The 14780-nt window shown below is 67.3% G+C and carries 15 protein-coding genes and 9 pseudogenes; 12 read left to right on the forward strand and 12 right to left on the reverse strand.

What is annotated here, in order from left to right; genetic code table 11:
- Positions 1-195: VOC family protein (locus HET64_RS05990; protein ID WP_285801833.1), on the reverse strand; the 195-nt coding region annotated here is incomplete at its 3' end.
- Positions 196-346: 151 nt separating this feature from the next.
- Positions 347-1326: pseudogene (locus HET64_RS05995) on the reverse strand (TIGR03557 family F420-dependent LLM class oxidoreductase).
- A 473-nt stretch (positions 1327-1799) separates the two neighbouring features.
- Here HET64_RS05995 and HET64_RS06000 point away from each other — a divergent pair.
- Positions 1800-2204 carry a hypothetical protein gene (locus HET64_RS06000; RefSeq protein ID WP_308369829.1) on the forward strand — a complete coding sequence of 135 codons (405 nt, stop codon included), beginning with the start codon at positions 1800-1802 and terminating at the stop codon, positions 2202-2204.
- A gap of 9 nt (positions 2205-2213) precedes the next feature.
- Here HET64_RS06000 and HET64_RS06005 read toward each other — a convergent pair.
- The 5 genes and pseudogenes from HET64_RS06005 to HET64_RS06020 form a co-directional block, all read right to left on the reverse strand.
- Positions 2214-3223: pseudogene (locus HET64_RS06005) on the reverse strand (IS5 family transposase).
- Between the two features lie 42 nt (positions 3224-3265).
- Entirely contained in the window at positions 3266-3610 is a 345-nt protein-coding gene (locus HET64_RS06010) for a DUF2750 domain-containing protein (protein WP_215103005.1), read from the reverse strand.
- Positions 3611-3714: 104 nt separating this feature from the next.
- Positions 3715-4266: a transposase family protein gene (locus HET64_RS38745; RefSeq protein WP_251144862.1), complete on the reverse strand. Its 552-nt coding sequence runs from the start codon at positions 4264-4266 to the stop codon at positions 3715-3717.
- A 90-nt stretch (positions 4267-4356) separates the two neighbouring features.
- Positions 4357-4440, reverse strand: a pseudogene (locus tag HET64_RS39595) (transposase family protein); the annotation flags it as partial.
- A 238-nt stretch (positions 4441-4678) separates the two neighbouring features.
- Entirely contained in the window at positions 4679-5272 is a 594-nt protein-coding gene (locus tag HET64_RS06020; protein ID WP_308369830.1) for a hypothetical protein, read from the reverse strand.
- 132 nt (positions 5273-5404) lie between these two features.
- On the opposite strand from HET64_RS06020, the gene HET64_RS38750 reads away from it, so the two are divergent.
- Positions 5405-6151, forward strand: a complete 747-nt coding sequence (locus HET64_RS38750) for a hypothetical protein (RefSeq protein WP_251144860.1) — start codon at positions 5405-5407, stop codon at positions 6149-6151.
- A 9-nt stretch (positions 6152-6160) separates the two neighbouring features.
- Positions 6161-6688 carry a hypothetical protein gene (locus tag HET64_RS06030; protein WP_215103035.1) on the forward strand — a complete coding sequence of 176 codons (528 nt, stop codon included), beginning with the start codon at positions 6161-6163 and terminating at the stop codon, positions 6686-6688.
- Between the two features lie 66 nt (positions 6689-6754).
- Here HET64_RS06030 and HET64_RS06035 read toward each other — a convergent pair.
- A pseudogene (locus HET64_RS06035) lies at positions 6755-6896 on the reverse strand (IS5/IS1182 family transposase); the annotation flags it as partial.
- 199 nt (positions 6897-7095) lie between these two features.
- Between HET64_RS06035 and HET64_RS06040 the strand changes: the two are divergent.
- The 8 genes and pseudogenes from HET64_RS06040 to HET64_RS39800 all read left to right on the forward strand — a co-directional run.
- Positions 7096-8151, forward strand: coding sequence for a protein kinase family protein (locus HET64_RS06040; RefSeq protein WP_215103007.1), 1056 nt, complete (start codon positions 7096-7098; stop codon positions 8149-8151).
- 124 nt (positions 8152-8275) lie between these two features.
- On the forward strand, positions 8276-8779 hold the full coding sequence (locus tag HET64_RS06045; RefSeq protein WP_251144861.1) for a hypothetical protein: 504 nt from the start codon (positions 8276-8278) through the stop codon (positions 8777-8779).
- A 52-nt stretch (positions 8780-8831) separates the two neighbouring features.
- A pseudogene (locus tag HET64_RS38755) lies at positions 8832-8957 on the forward strand (transposase); the annotation flags it as partial.
- 635 nt (positions 8958-9592) lie between these two features.
- Positions 9593-9859 carry an ALF repeat-containing protein gene (locus HET64_RS06055; protein WP_285801834.1) on the forward strand — a complete coding sequence of 89 codons (267 nt, stop codon included), beginning with the start codon at positions 9593-9595 and terminating at the stop codon, positions 9857-9859.
- Between the two features lie 42 nt (positions 9860-9901).
- A pseudogene (locus HET64_RS39600) lies at positions 9902-10000 on the forward strand (hypothetical protein); the annotation flags it as partial.
- A 1092-nt stretch (positions 10001-11092) separates the two neighbouring features.
- A complete protein-coding gene (locus tag HET64_RS39605) occupies positions 11093-11335 on the forward strand; it encodes an ALF repeat-containing protein (RefSeq protein ID WP_285801835.1) in 243 nt (80 codons plus the stop codon).
- Between the two features lie 21 nt (positions 11336-11356).
- Positions 11357-11902 (forward strand): ALF repeat-containing protein, encoded by a 546-nt coding sequence (locus HET64_RS06065; protein WP_308369841.1) that lies wholly within the window; start codon positions 11357-11359, stop codon positions 11900-11902.
- A pseudogene (locus HET64_RS39800) lies at positions 11884-11976 on the forward strand (IS5/IS1182 family transposase); the annotation flags it as partial. The gene HET64_RS06065 and the pseudogene HET64_RS39800, both read left to right, overlap by 19 nt.
- A 26-nt stretch (positions 11977-12002) precedes the next feature.
- Here the strand turns inward: HET64_RS39800 and HET64_RS06070 are convergent.
- The 3 genes and pseudogenes from HET64_RS06070 to HET64_RS06080 form a co-directional block, all read right to left on the reverse strand.
- A complete protein-coding gene (locus tag HET64_RS06070) occupies positions 12003-12404 on the reverse strand; it encodes a hypothetical protein (RefSeq protein WP_308369831.1) in 402 nt (133 codons plus the stop codon).
- Between the two features lie 336 nt (positions 12405-12740).
- Positions 12741-13304 carry a VOC family protein gene (locus HET64_RS39805; RefSeq protein WP_215103010.1) on the reverse strand — a complete coding sequence of 188 codons (564 nt, stop codon included), beginning with the start codon at positions 13302-13304 and terminating at the stop codon, positions 12741-12743.
- Positions 13305-13567: 263 nt separating this feature from the next.
- A pseudogene (locus HET64_RS06080) lies at positions 13568-13843 on the reverse strand (IS1380 family transposase); the annotation flags it as partial.
- A 14-nt stretch (positions 13844-13857) separates the two neighbouring features.
- Here HET64_RS06080 and HET64_RS06085 point away from each other — a divergent pair.
- Positions 13858-14308, forward strand: a pseudogene (locus HET64_RS06085) (IS5 family transposase); the annotation flags it as partial.
- On the opposite strand, the gene HET64_RS06090 reads toward HET64_RS06085, so the two are convergent.
- Positions 14259-14648, reverse strand: a complete 390-nt coding sequence (locus tag HET64_RS06090; protein WP_374105538.1) for a helix-turn-helix domain-containing protein — start codon at positions 14646-14648, stop codon at positions 14259-14261. The pseudogene HET64_RS06085 and the gene HET64_RS06090 overlap by 50 nt on opposite strands.
- Positions 14649-14780: the final 132 nt, after the last annotated feature.

Below are 14780 nucleotides of genomic sequence, written 5' to 3' on the forward strand. Positions count from 1 at the left end.
CATGCGGTTCTTCTCCGGCCTGGGCTCCCCGGCCTGTTGGAAGCCGAGGCCCAGCCCGCTCTCCCGCCGCAGCCAGATATAGGGGCCCGTACGGTCCACGATCGGTCGGCCGAGCAGCTCGGACCAGAATGCGGCGAGCCGCTCGGGGCTGGCAGCGTCGATGATGAGGGCGTTGATCTGCAGGGGCGCTGGCATGCCTCAACTCTCCATCGTCGGGCGACTCGCGCAACAGCGGTCGCCGCCTCGAATCCGATGACTTGCCCGGCTCGTCGATCTCGGTGGCCGGCTCGACACGCAGACGGGAACTTTGCCTCGGACGAACGGCTGCGTTTGGCTCTTCTTCCTTTCAAGCTCGCGCGTTGCCGGGTTTGAGCTGTCGGATGCGTCCTTCGAGTTCGCGCTGGTAGAAGTCGATGAAGCCGTCGGGGTCGGGGCCCGCGTTCTGCATGACCAGCCGGTCGAAGCCCGCGTCGACATACTGCTGGGCGACCTCGACGTACCGCCCGGGGTCCGCTCCGCAGGCGAACTTCTCCAGAATGTCCTCCTCGCGCACGGTGGTGGTCGCGGCATCGAAGTTGACCGGATTGGGCAGCTCACTCATCACCTTCCACCCGGTCAGCGCCCATCGCGACGTATCGAGAGCGGCGCGCGCGGCGGTGTGCGGGTCGGGCGCCCAGGCCATCGGGACTTCGCCGTAGCAGGGGCCGGTGCCGCCGGCGTCCCGGTAGTGCTGGACGATGCTCGGCTTGTCCTCTGTGGCGAACAGGCCGTCGCCCAGCTCGGCGGCGATGCGGGTCGACATCTGACCGCTGGCAGCCACCGCGATCAGGGGCGGCTCGTCGGGGAGGTCGAAGACCCGGGCGTCCTGCAGCCGCAGGTGCTTCCCGTCGTAGGACCGGTAGCCCCCGCGCCAGAGCAGCCGGATGATCTCCAGGGCTTCGGTGAGCATTTCGTGCCGGGTGCTGACCGCGTCGGGGAAGCCGGGGCCGACGACGTGTTCGTTGAGCCGCTCTCCCGAGCCGACGCCAGGACGAAGCGGCCTTGTGAGAGCAGGGCGAGCGTCGCGGCCGCCTGAGCGATGACGGCGGGGTGGTAGCGCACGGTGGGGCAGGTGACACCGGTCGCCAGACCGATCCGTGACGTCCTGGCCGCGATGCTTCCCAGCACCGTCCAGGCGAACGGGGAATGGCCCTGGTTGTCGAGCCAGGGATGGTAGTGGTCGCTGATCTCCACGAAGTCGAAGCCCGCGTCCTCGGCGAGCACAGCCTGCCTGACCAGCTCCGCCGGACCGAACGCCTCCGCCGCCAGCTTGTATCCCACCTGCATGTGATCCTCATTCCTCACGCCTCAAGGCCGCTTCGTCCGCAGGGGAGTCTCTGCACCTGATGGTCCAGTGCGCTCGGTATGCGACTGGAGATCCGCGCGTCAGTCCGTGCCCCTGCCGAACGGGCTGTCGTCTAGATGGTCGAGCAGATCGGCCCGGGCCGCGATCTCCTTCGCCCGCCCCTTCGGAGCGCCCTGGCGTCGTGTCCGGCGCCGGCCGCTGCCAGGGAGGCGACGTCCTCCAGGTCCCCGTTGGCCAGGAGGGCGCCCAGACCGGTCAGGACCTGGGCGGGCCGGGTCGACGCTGGCCAGCTCCACCGAGAAGACCGTGGGCACCGAGGCCGCCATGGAGGGCTACCGCGTCCGCTACACGCTGGCCTGTCGGCGTACTTGGCTATGTGCAGAGGTGCGTACGGATGAACGTGCAGAGCAAGTAGCCGCCCCCTGCGCTCATCGCCATGCGAGAGGATGGGACGGTGGACCTTCGTTACTTCAATCAGACCGGCTGGAACGCGATCTTCAATAGCACCGAGACCGAGATCGGCCGCATGGTGCGGGTGGAGGCATGGGACCCGGCAACTGGAACGGCGCTTGTAGTCGACCCGAAGCGAGGCGCCATGCGTCCCGTCACGGACTACGAGGACTTCTCCCACCTTGAGAAGGCCGACCAGGTCGTAGCCGCAGTTCCTGGTGGCGGGTGGCGGGCCCACTGGAAGGTCGAGGGCCCGGGGAACACCCCGCTCACGGAGCAGGTAATCGCGTGGCTGATCACCTCGCAGGGCCGGGCAACGGCCATCACGATGGACGCTCACGGGCATGTTGACGATGCCGACAGTGCCGACGCCTTCATCCCGCCGGGCGAGGAGCCGGGACAGGATTGAAATCCCGGATCAGGCGACCTCCGTCTCGCGCGCGATGGCCTTGAGGCGGTTCTTCAGCCGGTAGCTGGGACCGTTGATGGCGATGACTTCGCAGTGGTGCAGGAGGCGGTCGAGGATGGCGGTGGCGAGGACTTCGTCGCCTAAGACCTGACCCCATTCGCTGAAGGTCGTGTTCGAGGTCAGGATGATAGAGCCCTTTTCGTAGCGCTTCGAGATGACCTGGAAGACCAGGTTCGCCTCGGCGCGTTCGTATCGGGTGGCGAGTCCGCGCCACTGCTTCAGGCGATTGAAGCACCGCTCCACGACGTTGCGTCGCTTGTAGACCTGCTTGTAGAAAGCGGGCGGGCGTCCTCCCCGCCTGCCCCGTCGGTAGCGGTTTCGGGCCTGGTCGGCGCGTTCAGGGATGGTGTGTCCGATGCCGCGCCGTCGGAGCCAGGCTCGGATGGCCTTAGAACTGTAGCCCTTGTCGCCCAAGACGTGATCGGGCCGGACACGCGGCCGTCCGGGCCCGAGTCGTGGCACACGTATCGCCTCCATCACGGCGGTGAACTGGGTGCAGTCGTTGGTATTGCCGCCAGTGACGACCAGGGCGAGCGGGCGGCCGAGGCCGTCACAGGCCAGATGAATCTTGCTGGTCAACCCGCCTCGAGAACGGCCCAGCGCCGGGCTGCGACGCCCCCTTTTCGGGCCCCTGCGGCATGCTGGTGGGCCCGGACGATACTGGAGTCGACCGACACCAACCAGTCGATACTCCCGGCAGCATCTGCTCGGGCCTGCGCGTTCTTCAGCATCCGGTCGAACGTGCCGTCCGCCGCCCAGTGGCGGAAGCGGGTGTGCAGGCTGGCCCAGGATCCGTACCGCTCGGGTACATCTCGCCAGGCCACTCCCGCCCGGAACTTCCACATGATCCCGTTGAGCATCCTCCGGTCATCGAGCCGAGGCCGACCCATCGACTTCCGGGGTAGCAACGGCTGCACGAAGTCCCACTCGGCATCGGTCAGTTCATGGCGACGCGTCACCTGACCATGATCCACCAGCCAGGATCACATTGACGACACGGCCTAGCGGGCTGCCGCCAGCCGGTTAAGGACTTCCCTGGGGGTGACGCTCCAGCCGATCAGACGCGGTCCACTCCAGTTGATGCCGATCACGAGTCCGTCCCGGGTGGCATCGGGCAGTACAAGATTGCACCAGGTGTCCACGGGCATGGAATCGACGCGGAGCCCACGCCCCCAGATAGTCGCCGCCCTCTGAGCCCGGGGCGAGGTCGACCAGAAGGGAAAGCTTCGCGTGCCGTCCGCAGAGAGGTGAGTCGGGCTTCCTTCGTCATTCCGGACAAGCCAGACCACTCTACTTTCACGGACGTCTCGGAAGAATGCCGCCGCTTGCGAACCGCTCTGACTCATGGCCACCAAGCCTAGCGTTCCCCAAGACCCATTTCGTTAGGAGTTCTTACGACCTCGTGCATGGTTGGGGCGAGGGCGTGTTGAGGTTGCGGTCGGCGTTTTGATCATGCGGGTGTGGCGGGCAATGCGAGTGCCTTCGTGTGATGGGTGGCTTGTTGGTCTGTCAGGAGTCCGGCGACGGCTCGGATGGTGTCGGGCAAGTTCTCTCGTCGGGTGTGATGCCGGGCGAGGGCCCTCCAGTTCTCGAGGTGGGCGATGCCGTGTTCGACGGGGATTCTGGCTGAGGAGTGGGCGAAGCGGGCGGCCTCGTGGTGTGTCATCAGCCATTGCAGGTGTTCGAGGTGTTTGCCGCGGCGTTTGCGTGGCGGGGTGACGACCTGACCGTAGGTTTGCGCCGCGAGGCCTTGATAGCCGGCGTCGGCAAGGATCTGCAGGTCAATGGTGTCAGCGAGCAGGTCGACCAGGCCGGCGTCACGGGCTTGGGTGATGTCGGCGATGGATCCGGCCCGGACCTCGCCGCAGAGCAGTGGTCGTCCGCGCTGGTCGGTGACGACGAGGGCCTTCATGGCGTTGATACGGCTCTTGCCGGAGATGAACCGGCTGCGTCCGCCGCGATGTGCGCTTGGGCGACGGACTCGGACCTCGGTGGCGTCCATCAGTGCGGTCTGGCCGGTGGCGCCAAGATGGGCGATCACATCGGCAAGCGTGCGAAGTCGCAGACCACCCTCGATGCGACAGCCGCGGTCGGCCAGTAGAGGCCGGATCTCGCCGACCGCACGGGTGATGGTCGACCGGTCCACCTGGAACCAGCAGGCCAGCACGTCGTGGGTGACGCCGTGCCTTCAGGTGAACGAGTGTGGCCAGGAGTCGGTCCACGAAGACCAGCTTGTACTTCGCGCCCGCTCCGACCGCCCGCCGCCGCGGTCGGTCGAGTAGCTCGGAATCCCTGCGGACCTGCCAGACCGGACCCAACTCCGCTAACAGATCGGCAATCACAGCGGTTGAAGGCCCGTGACCCGACGCTCCGACATGATCAACCCACGCGCCTGCATCCCCACCACGAAAGGCCTAACGAACCGGCAGGGCCAAGTCACCGCTAACCATGCACGAGGTCGTTAGGGCGAGTGTGCGGACGCGGGCGCGTTGGAGGCCGAGGCCGGTGAGGAGTTCGCGGGCGGTGGTGGCCAGTGCGGGGGTGTGGGCGGTCGCCTCGGTGAGGGTGCGGCCGCGGGTGGTCTGGGTGCGGTCGGCGTAGGTGACGGTGAGCGTGAGCGCCTGGGTGATCTCGCCGCTGGTGCACAGCCAGGCGCCGAGCTCCTGGACGAGGCGGAGGACGGTTCGGTGGTGCTGGTCGGGATCGAGTTCGTCGCGGTTGAAACGGTGGCCGGCGCTCACGGTCTTGGGTGCGTCGCCCGGGACGACGGGGCGCTCGTCGATGCCGTGCGCGAGGTCGTGGACCTGGCGTGCGGCCCCGGTCCCGAGGATGCGCTGGAGGGTGGGCAGCTGGGTGTCGGCGACGGTGGTGATGCCGTAGCGTGCGGGCGGTCTTGGGGCCGATTCCCGGCAGGGCGGCGGTCGGCCTGGTGCGGGGAACGCGGCGACCTCGTACGGGTCGTCGCGGACCACCGTGGCACCGCCGGGCGGGGTAACGTCCGCGGCCACCCGCGTACAAGGACGCTGCCGAGGCGTCCAAGGCCGCTGCCCTTGCGCGCCAGGCCGCGAAGGAGGCCGGCGAATGGGCAAGTAAGGCCCAGAATTCGGCCAAGGACGCGCAGACCCACGCGAACAACGCCGATGCCGCCGCCGACAGCGCCGACCGATCGGCCGCAGCCGCCGAAGCCTCGGCCAAGACGGCCGCCTCGGGCGGCCTCGGCCGCCCGCACGGCCAGCCGCCAGGCCAACTACTCGGCCAACCAGGCGATCAACTCGGCCCACGCGGCGGTCGCATCGGCAAACAGCGCCCAGGCCTCCGCCAACCGCGCCTACGCTGATTCCATCGCGGCGGGCAAGTCTGCGGCCGAGGCGCAGGCGGCAGCCAGTGACGCCAAGCGAATCGCGGAGACCAAGCGCAAGCAGGAGGTCGCCGCCGAAGCCGCGAAGGCGGCGGAACAGGCCCGGCAGGACAAGGCCGACAACGTCGACCGGGCGAACACGGAGACGAACGACAAGATCGACGTCGGCGAAATCCGGGACACCGAACAAGAGGACAACGCGGCGACGGCCACCACCTTGGCCAAAGCCAGCGCCGTCATCGGGGGAGTGGCCGTCGTCCTGGCGTTCGTACCCATGGGCCAGCCACTTGCCCACGCCCTGGGCGGCCTCTCGCTCGTCCTCGCGGCGACCAGCACTCTTTACAACGCGAAGGCGTTCGGCTGGGGCAGCGACCAGTTCTACACCGGCGTCGCCGGCATGGCGCTCAGCATCGGCCTGGGTGGCGTAGGAAGCCTGGCCGGCTCCATGGCCGTCACGAATGTCGGAAAGGCCGCAGCGTCGGGCATCAATAACGCAGCGTCAAGTATCGCGGGTTGGTTCACAGGGTAAACACGTTCTGTGACCGAACGGTATGAACCGTTCGAGGTGAATCGAGCCGCAGGTTCGGGTGGTCGGCGGGCGGACACCCCGCTGACCGCCCGTTGCGGAGTTCTGCATAAGATGAAGCCCCCTCGCGCCGGAACGAAAGAGAGTTTCATGCTGGAGAAATCGTCTTCACTGTGGTGGCTCTTCGCTGCAGTCAGCGTGGCCATCTATCTCTCGATCATGTTCCCAGGGATGGTAAACCGGCAGCAGAAGATCTGGGTCTCGTGCGGGCCTGCAGCAGGATTCATCGCCCTGGCGGCCTTCAGCGCCAACTACGACTGGCCCATCGTCGAGATCCTTCCTGCTTATTGTGGAATGATTTTGGGTATTGGCCTCGGTGCACTGGGGCACTCAAAGGGCATGCGTGAGTTCATGATCTGGCGAAAAGAAAATCCGGGCAAACCTGACGAAGACGGTCCGGGTGGCGCCTGGATACTTCAGATGGCATTCACGCTTCCGGTACTCCTCGGCGGCGCGATTTGGTACATGAACACGCACTGAGCTTGTTCTTAGTCTTTGAGTGCTTTGCTCTGATTGCGCTGACTGATGGAGCCTTTTCCAACCTCGGTTTGTGCATGTCAGGTGCAGAGTGAGGACGGCCTGGACGAGGCTGGTGATACGGCTGGTAGAGCATCGCAGTTTGCGCATGAGCCGCCAGGCTTTTGAGGATGGCCATGGCCTGTTCGACGAGTGCACGGGTCTTCGCGTGGTACGTGAGTGCGCAGGATTTGTCGGCAGGCTCTTCCGTTTTCGTCACACAGCATCAACGCCATCCGGAGGGCCCCCAGTTACGCCACATCTCGCCGGCCCCGACGTGGGAGAGTGACCTTTGGCCGCGTCCCGGTGTCTGCTGAAGCCGTTGAACAAGAGGCGGGGCACGATTGGAGGCGTGAGTGAAGGGCCCTGATATGTCCCGCGATGCTCGTCTGGCCGCCCACGGCGCTGTTTCCACATCGCTGGCGCTGCGCAGTGACCACAGTCTGCGCGAGTTCGTCGACGCCGGCGCACCGCTGGGGTCAGGCATCGGCGGGAAGACGGTCCTGCTGAAGGTCGAGGGAAGCCAGGTCTTCGTCAAGCAGGTTCGGCTGACCGACCTGGAACGACGGCCGGAGCATGTTCACTCCACCGCGAATCTGTTCGGACTCCCGACCTTCTGCCACTACGGCATCGGTACCATCGGCGCCCAGGGGTTCGGGGCCTGGCGGGAGCTGTCCGCGCGCACCATGACGACCAACTGGGTGATCGCCGGAGACCACGAGGGCTTTCCCCTGATGTACCACTGGCGGGTGATCCCAGACTCTGGCCAGCCGCTTCCCGAGGAACTGGCCGATGTGGACCGAGCTGTCGCCTACTGGGGAGGCGGACCAGCGGTACGCCGACGGATCGAAGCCCTCCAGCAGTCCACGGCAAGCCTCGTGCTGTTCCTGGAGCACATCCCGCAGAACCTGCACGACTGGCTGGGCGCCCAGCTCGGGGCCGGCGACGAGGCGGTCGAGCGGGCCTGCGCCATGGTCGACGACGAGCTGAAGGCCGGAATCGCGTTCATGAACGACCGTGGGCTTCTGCACTTCGACGCCCACTTCGAGAACATCCTCACCGACGGCCGACAGCTCTTCTTCACCGACTACGGCCTCGCGGTCTCCTCACGCTTCGACCTCACACGAGACGAGGCCGACTTCTTCGACCAGCACCGCACCTACGACCAGTGCTACGCCGTCACCCACCTGGTGAACTGGCTGGCCGTCGCTCTCTACGGGTACACACCGGAAGAACGCAAGACGTTTGTGAATACGTGCGCCCAAGGGATGCCCCCGCAGGGGGTTCCCGCGTCGATCGCGTCGCTCCTTGTCCGTTACGCACCGGTCGCCACGGTGATGGGCAACTTCTATCGCGAATTTCAGCAGGAGAGCCGAGCAGCTCCCCATCCGCTGGCAACGATCTGTCAGATGGGGCGAAATACCTGATCAGGTGCTCCATGCTCTCCTGAGCAGGACCTGGCTGATCGCTGCCTCTTCGCGAACGCGGCCGTTTCTTCTGGATCACTCCCGCCGGAGTTGGTTGTCAGTGCGGGGTGGGAGAGTCCTGGGCATGACGATGCCGGAGAATTTTGAGCGAGTGCTGCCTGAGATCGGATGCGGCTTGTTCGACGTTCTCGTCGTCAGGACCGACTTCAGCGACGACGAGGCGTGGAACGCGGTGGTTGGGGAGTTGCACCGGCCGTGGGGGCCAGGCGGTGAGTTCGCCGCAGCAGTGCAGGTGGTCGATGCGCCTGCTTGGTCAGGAGCAACGGCCGACGAGGTTCTTGCCGCCGTGGTGGATGAGGACCTGATTGTAGTTTTCATTGCTGACCGCGGCACCATGCAGTCGCCGGCGCGGGCGTTGCTGGCTCTGTCGACCGTCTGGGAAGACGTGAGTGGTCTTGACCCCGTCTATTACCAGGAACTCATCGAGTCGCCCGAGCCTAGGGAGTTTCGAGCCCTGCCTGCCGCAGTGCACGGCGTCCAGGTGGGCCTGGCGCTCGGCAACGAGGACTTCGCAGAGTACGCCGGGGCTGCTTCAGCAGAGCCTGATCAGGTACTGCGGCCCGACTGACCGGTATGGCGGGCTGCCGTTGCTTCTGCAGATGCGAGTCGTTCGCTGGGGCATGTCGTTGAGTGACGCGCAGTGGGCGCGGATCGAGCCGTTGCTGCCGGATCGGACGCCGAAACGGGGCGGGCGGTGGCGGGATCACCGGCAGGTGATCGACGCGATCGCGTTCAAGTACCGCACCGGGCTTCCCTGGACGGACCTGCCTGAGCACTTCGGTTCGTGGAAGGGCGTCCGCCGAACACCAGGCGCCGTACGGTGGAGTGCATCCCGTCGGCACCGACTGCCAGGTCGAAGCGCCATGGCGCGGACCGCCGGAAGGCCGCAGTCGGCGCACAAGATCCCCGACGGCGCCGGGCCGATCGCCGCGAGCATCTCGTGGAGGTGGAGGCCGGCGGCCTCTGCCAGGGGCCCCGCGATTTCACCGGTGCCGAAGCCGGGCTCGCGGAAGAGATCGCGCGCCCGCGGTTTCCCAGGGCCGTACCAGACACGCGGCTGTTGCCGCCCGCTGACTGCTTCTCCTCCCCGCACCCCAGGTCCGAGGATCTGCCTGTCTCTGCCTGGGGCAGAAGGTCGGCGAAACCGGCATAGGCCACCCGCTCCTGCCCGGTCCCGGCGGACCGCACAGCAGGACAGCTCAGCATGACCGGGCTGTCCTTCATCCTGGCCGCCGCCTCCCGCCAGCTGCCCGACGTCATCCGCCGGCGCTCCCGCCGAACACCCGGCGAACCGTCCTGACGCTGCCCGCCCCACGCGGCGGAGGCCGCCCTTGCCGGGACCAACGACGACATCCTCACCTTCCTTGCGACCGAAGAAGCCCTGGCTCAGTACCACGACGAGCGCGTCGCGGCAGGCCAGATGGCCAGCACCGGCGGCATCGGGGTACGGGAAGCGGCCAAGAAGGCCCTCCTCGGATCACAGGACGAGCTTGAGCAGTTCCTGATCGACGGTTGGAAGGCTCCGCTGGAACAGGACGGGCGTGTCCGCGTCGGCCAGATCATCGGCACTGGCGGCAATGGCGTGCGCAACGCGGGGAAGGCTGCTCTCCTCGGCTCCCCGGCAGATGTACAGAAGTTTCTCGACTAGGGCCAGTACCAAGCCCGCGCCACCGATCAGCGGGTTGAGGTCGGTCAGATCATGGCCGTCGGTGGACCAGCCACCAAGGCCGCCGCCAAACTCGCTCTCAGGGGCACCGAACAAGACGTCGCCGAGTTCCTAGCCACGGGCCAGCACGTTGCCCGTGCCCGTGACGGCGAACAGGCCACCCTGGCCCAGCTGGCAAAACAGGCCGGCTACGCCAGCCGTCTGGCTCAGAAGGAATCAGACCAGGCCATCGAAGGCGCTCAACGTGCCGAGGCCGCCTCCGTACTTGCCAAGCAAGCTGCCGCGAAGGCGGCGGAGGAAACGAAGGCCGCGGGCAAGGACTCTGTCCGCGCCGCCAGTGCCGCCGCCCGCGCCGCCCAGGCCGCCCGCGGCGCGGCCGCTGAAGCCAGCAACGCCATCGGAGCGGCCCGCGCCGCCAACGCCGCCTCCCGTATCGCTGCCTCCGCCGCCGCAGCAGCAGCCTCAGCGGCGACGAAGGCAGCCGATGCCGCCTCCCGCGCACGATCCGCCGCCGCTGCCGCAGCATCCGACGCAGGCAAGGCGGACGATGCCCGAAAGCTCGCGGCCGCAGCCCGCAAGGCCGCCGGCCTCGCCGACGACTCAGCCGCCGCCGCCAACCAGGCCGGCAAGGCATCCGACGCCGCCGACGCCGCGAACAGCCACGCCGCACAGGCAGGAGTCAGCTCGGACGAGGCACGCAACGCCGCCGCCCAGGCACGACGGCACGCCAATGAGGCCCAACGCGCCGCCACCGCATCCGGCGTCCTGGCACGCAAGTCCGCCACTGCGGCCTACCAAGCCCGCGATGCCGCCCGCTCCGCCGCCACTCACGCACGCAACGCCGCAGACGCCGCCGACAAAGCCGCCGACCACGCCGGGGACGCCTCCAAGGCAGCAGAAGAGTCCGCGAAGCACGCTGGCGAAGCGAGCAACGCCGCCGGCACGGCCGAGAAGGCACTGGCCACCGCTCAACAGGTCTTCGCACTCGCCCGTGCAGCCGAAGAGCAAGAACTCACCGACCGCACCACCGTCGGAGTGGAGAACGCCGAGAACCGCAAGAAGGAACGCGACGCCCTCAACGCCGGAATCGCCCAGTCCGTCAAACAGATCTACGCCCTGGACGACGAAGCACGCAGCCTCAACCAGGAGGCCGCCAAACCCGACGCCGACCCCAAGGCGCTGTCGGCCAAGGGACGTGCCCTGGCCGTCAAGGCCATGCGGAACGGCGACCACGGCCCCTGGACCCAGGAAGCCGCCGCCGCTCTCTCCGGCGACGACACCGCCGTCGTGCTCTACCTGCGCACCGGGCGAGACGAAGCTGTCGCTCGCGACACGCGTTTCCAAGTCGAACAGCTTGCTGCGGATAGTCCCTACCAGGCTGTACGGGACGCAGCTGACCAGGCGCTCAAGGGCAGTAACGAGGACGTCGAAGCGTTCCTGCGGCACGGACAATTCTAGGCAGCGGTCACGGAATACCGGATCCAGGTCGGAAAGGTGCACAGCACCGGCGGCCCCGGGGTCAAGGAAGCCGCTAAGGCCCTGCTCCAGGAAAACGATCCCAAGAAGCTCGCAACGTTCCTCCTGGCCGAGCAGTACATCGCACGCAACACCGACGAACGCGTCCGCGCGGGCCAGCTCCTCTCCAGCGGCGGACCAGAAGTTAAGGCCGCCGCCCGCATCGCACTGTCCGGCTCCGCAGACGAACTGCACACCTTCATCCAACACGGGCAGTACCAAGCCGACAGCATGGACCAGCTGACGGCCACCCACCTGGCACAGACAACCCAACTCATCGCCGAAACCGCACGCTCCGCCGCCAACGCCCGCGCCCAAGCCTGGAAAGCCCAACAGGCAGCCGCCCGCGCCCGCAAGGCCGAGGACGAAGCGAACGAGGCCGCAGCCAAAGCCGCAGAATCAGAAACCCAAGCATTCAATTTCGCTGCCGCCGCAAACAAATCCGCCACAGACGCTGAAGAATCCGCAGCCAAGGCCGCCCAGTCCGCCGCCACCGCTCCGAAGCCATGATCAAGATAGCGATGATCGACCTCATGAGCCGCAGACTCACCCGCGAATCAACCCACAACTGGCGCGACAGCTGAACGACCGCAGAGCCGACTCCTGTGAATCACAGCAGGTAGGGCCACAGGCTGACGCTGTTCCGCTCCACGCTGATCTCGACCCACGTTCCATCGACAGCAGTCGATGGCGGCGGGTCGGCGAGGTCGAAAAGGATGTGGGTTCCGGCTACTTCCAACGTGGCTCCGCCATCGCCCGTCAGGCCCAGCCGCCCCCGAAAGACGATCCGGTCGCCTTCCTTCTCATCTACCCCGGATGAGAAGGAAGTGGCCGGTTGGGTGTTGCCGCCCCAGGACACATCCTCTTCAACAGTCCACTCCACATGATGTTCGCGGCCCACTCCCGTCGGACCGCCGCACCAGAACGCCACGGCGGCACCCACCTCCGAGCGCACCCGAACCGTCGCGCGCCCGTCTGCGATCTGCCCTACCGCTTCCACCTGGACCAACACCCCGCAATCATCCACGACAGCACTGCGTTCCCAAACACTCCCGCCAGGACAAAACGCTCTTTTAGTGCTGTGACCGAGAAGGTTCACCGGGTTCGAGAGCTGTGATGGATCGGACGAACTGTTCGCGTGCTGGGGTGAGACGATCGCGCCGTGACCGCGAGGCCGTAGTGGTCGGCGATCTCCGCGTAGGTGACGCCCGGTCGCCCTTCGGGCGGTGTGGGCGGGCTGCTCGCTACCATCGTGGTGGTTCTCCACTGGGGAATCTGCTGGGCCGACGGGGCGTGCTCCCCGCTTCGGCGGTGGGCCTTTGGGCCCCGTCCCGTCGGCCCTTCCTGGTCAGATCAGGGCGGCGCGGACGCTGGTGAGCGCCTCATCGAGGGTGGCGGCGATGTTCTCGTGGCCGGTGAACCCGTCGTCGTTGGCGGGGTTGACGGTCCAGCCCCAGCCGCTGGAGTCGTGGCCGTTGATGGTGGCGGCTTGGTCCCCCTTTGAGATGGTGATGGCGAGGTTTCCGGCGGGCAGCGTCTTGATGTCGGTGTGGGCGGTGTCGCCGAAGGCGTGGTGGATCGCCGTCTGTGCTTCCTGGGCGGTGGTCGTGGGGTGCGCCTCCTGGGTGACGGTGAGGACGACGGTGCGGTCGTCCGGGTCGGTGTGGGTGTGCCGGCCAACAAGGGGCGTTCGGGGGCCTGCGGGGATGGTGAGGCCGAGGCGCAGGGACCCGGTGGCCGGGCGGCGTGGGCTGGCCGGGTAGAGCTCGAAGACGGTTCCGTCGAGCTGGTTGGCGTAGTGCTCGGGCCCCGGGCCGTGCTGTTCTTTGGCGAAGGTGAGGCCGAGTTCGGTGTAGAAGGCGTGGCAGGCGTCGAGGCGGTCCGTGTAGATCACGATGAGGTCGGGGTGCATCTGATGTCTCCTGTGGCGGTAGCTGCGACGGAGGGGTGCCTGCCCCGGCTGGTTGCCGGGGCGGGCGGGTGGTCTATGCGCCGGGGCGCTGGTAGACCGTCTCGCCGTTCCGCCTGCTGGTAATGATCAGTTCCCCGTCGGGTTTCGTGTAGATCACGTTGCCCTTGGTGACTGCCACCAGCGTGCCGTCGTCCCCTCGGGTGCAGTCCGCGCGGGGCGGGTGCATCCGGCCGTCGAAGGCGAGCCCGGGGTCCGGGCCCTCGGGGATTCCGCTGTACTCGCGGGTCGATCTGCTCGGTGATGGTCATGCCGACTGGGTACAACAGCCACCGGCCGCGTCCGGTCAGCCAGACCACGAACTCGTGGGTGCCGCCGCCGAAGTCGGTCCGGATCAGTGTCTGGCGCCCGCGCCGGCAATTCTTCAGCAGCTGGGACAGGGCGAGTTGGGTGGTGGTGATGTGGTCGGCGGCGGTGTTGCTGCCCGCGTTGCCGGGCCGCATGAGGCCCGTGACCGGCTGCCCGCATCCGCCTGGGCCGTGTCGACGAACGCGACCTGACAGGTCCGAATCCTATCGATCGGGGCAAGTACGGCTCGAAGATCCACCTGATCACGGAACGCTCCGGTCTGCCCATCTCCGCCGGAATCTCCGGGTCCAACCTGCATGACAGCCAGGCCCTGATCTCTCGCGTGAAGTGCATCCCGCCGATCCGCTCGCGCCGTGGCCGACGGCGGCGCAAGCCTGGCAAGCTCCACGCCGACAAGGGCTACGACTACAACCACCTGCGACGATGGTTACGAGGGCGAAGCATTACCCACCGCATCTCCCGCAAGGGAGTTGAGTGCTCACAACGCCTGGGCCTCCACCGCTGGACCGTGGAACGCACGATGGCATGGCTCGCTGGATGCCCGCCTCCACCGCCGCTACGAGCACACAGCCGACCACTTCCTGGCCTTCACCAGCATCGCCTGCACCCTCGGCTGCTACCGCAGGCTCGCCAAATGAGATCCGGCGCGGACGGTTCCGGGTTCGATTCCAGCGCGGCCGACACAGCCGGCACAGGCCTGGGCGTGGGCGCGGGCGAGGCCGCTCGGCGGCGGGCGCGGTCCGCCTCCGTCCAGGCCGCCTCCAGGGCCCGCCGTTCCTCCTCGTCCGCCCCGCACAGCAGGGCGAGGCGGACGACCACGGCGAACTCCTCCGGGACGGTCGCGCCCGAGCAGTAGCGGTGGAGGGTGGACGCGCTGACGCTCAGTCGCCGGCCCAGCGCCTCGTAACTCCTCCCGTCCCGCGCCTTCGGCGCGCGCACGAGCCCCGCGAACTCCTCGACGGCGGCGTCCTTCGGCATTCCATCCCCCTCGACCCGGCGTCGCATCCTTCACGTCCTTGCACGTCAGCGGGGGTGGAATGGTTCCGGGACGGCTGGTGGGCGCGTGATCGTTGCAACCAGCGGGCGCCGGCCCCACGCTGGTTGAGCACT

The sequence above is a fragment of the Streptomyces sp. McG3 genome, from assembly GCF_018619185.1.
In the GTDB taxonomy this organism is placed as follows: Bacteria; Actinomycetota; Actinomycetes; order Streptomycetales; family Streptomycetaceae; genus Streptomyces.

Bases quoted from the DNA above. Each gene is read 5' to 3' on its own strand.
- HET64_RS06010 (WP_215103005.1), bottom strand. From the start codon at position 3,610: ATGAGTCAGAGCGGTTCGCAAGCGGCGGCATTCTTCCGAGACGTCCGT.
- HET64_RS38745 (WP_251144862.1), bottom strand. From the start codon at position 4,266: ATGGACGCCACCGAGGTCCGAGTCCGTCGCCCAAGCGCACATCGCGGC.
- HET64_RS38750 (WP_251144860.1), top strand. From the start codon at position 5,405: ATGCCGCCGCCGACAGCGCCGACCGATCGGCCGCAGCCGCCGAAGCCT.
- HET64_RS06040 (WP_215103007.1), top strand. From the start codon at position 7,096: ATGTCCCGCGATGCTCGTCTGGCCGCCCACGGCGCTGTTTCCACATCG.
- HET64_RS06045 (WP_251144861.1), top strand. From the start codon at position 8,276: ATGACGATGCCGGAGAATTTTGAGCGAGTGCTGCCTGAGATCGGATGC.
- HET64_RS39605 (WP_285801835.1), top strand. From the start codon at position 11,093: ATGCGGAACGGCGACCACGGCCCCTGGACCCAGGAAGCCGCCGCCGCT.
- HET64_RS39805 (WP_215103010.1), bottom strand. From the start codon at position 13,304: ATGCACCCCGACCTCATCGTGATCTACACGGACCGCCTCGACGCCTGC.
- HET64_RS06090 (WP_374105538.1), bottom strand. From the start codon at position 14,648: ATGCCGAAGGACGCCGCCGTCGAGGAGTTCGCGGGGCTCGTGCGCGCG.